Here is a 1,261-nt window from a genome sequence, read left to right on the forward strand (position 1 = left end):
CTTGTAATCAGCCCATTCAAATTTATTATCAGTTTTTCTGATGTTCATCAATGTCCCAATATCAAAATAAAATGTTTTGAAGTTTTGTGCTGAATCAATTCTCCCATTTTTTAAAATCGAGCTTACATCATATATGCCGTAAAGCTTTGTTTTCCACGTATCACTAAATTTGGCCTTAAGCTGTAAGGAAAAAGACACCGATATTATCAAAAGAATAATCAAACCAAATAATAAATCTTTGACTATATGGTATTTAGTTTTAATTTTAGGTTCTGGATGGGTTAATATGAAATGCTGAACCTGCTTAAAGTAAAACGCTAAAAGGTAGAGATTAACAAAAAGATAGAAACACGAATCAAATTTAACAGGAATATTAAAGGCGAAATTGAGATAGACAATATTACTGCTTATGGTTAGTAGCAACAATAAACCAGCAAAAGTTGATCGTCTGAAAAATAATAGAACCGATGCAAATACCTGTGCAGAGCCTAAAAAGTACTTATAGGATTCTGAATGGCCAAAAAAGATCCAGGCTTTGTCCATCCCTTTCAACTGACTCACCACTTTATCTGAACGGTAAAGTAGCGGATAAAATTGATTATCCAATAATTTAGCAAAACCGTAGTACATAAAAATAAAGGCAAGAAAATACCTCAATATTAACCTTACAACAGCCAGAGGCAAGGGCTTTACTGATACCCCATCATCCTGTCCGTTCATTTTCCATGCCGTAACCCCAAACGATGTAAGTATTATGGCAAGATAAGATAGGTAGTCTATAACCTGCCATCTCTGACTGGGAAAAATATAACTTTGAAGGTAWCTGGAACAAAACAATAGCGCAATGCCACAAAGTGTTGTTCCAAGCCAATGGTTAAAGTAATTGCGTATTTTCATCTCTAGCTAGTTCTATTTCAAATATTCCATTATATCTTTCAAGTCGAATTCGGGGCTGGCGGTAAATAAATGTTTGAGCATGTACATATGTGTAGCCCCATAAATTACAAGTATCCTGTCTTCTTGATTTTCAACAATACGCTGAATGTTAGCATATATCCGAACATTACGGTTAAAGTATCGTGTAATAAAGCCGTCAGCGCCTATGGGCTCGAGGTTTGTTCCTCTTTTGGTTGTAATGAGCCACCTCCCAATAGATCTGGCTTGCTTTTCAGGAGAATTTAAATACCTTAAATATTTAATAAGTGGAAGAGAGAAAGCTAAAGAGTCTTCATATTTTTTTTGTTCTATATAAGGCTTGTCC

2 protein-coding genes are annotated in these 1,261 nt (G+C 34.8%); both read right to left on the minus strand.

Translation table 11 applies throughout. From position 1 onward, the window contains the following. The coding region (locus AC1DPQ_RS28075; RefSeq protein WP_477611614.1) for a hypothetical protein at nucleotides 1-897 on the minus strand (897 nt) is incomplete at its 3' end. 12 nt (nucleotides 898-909) lie between these two features. After that, on the minus strand, nucleotides 910-1,261 hold a 352-nt coding region (locus AC1DPQ_RS28080), incomplete at its 5' end, for a DUF5694 domain-containing protein (RefSeq protein WP_477611615.1).

Source organism: Pedobacter sp. 01T416_2, assembly GCF_056398925.1.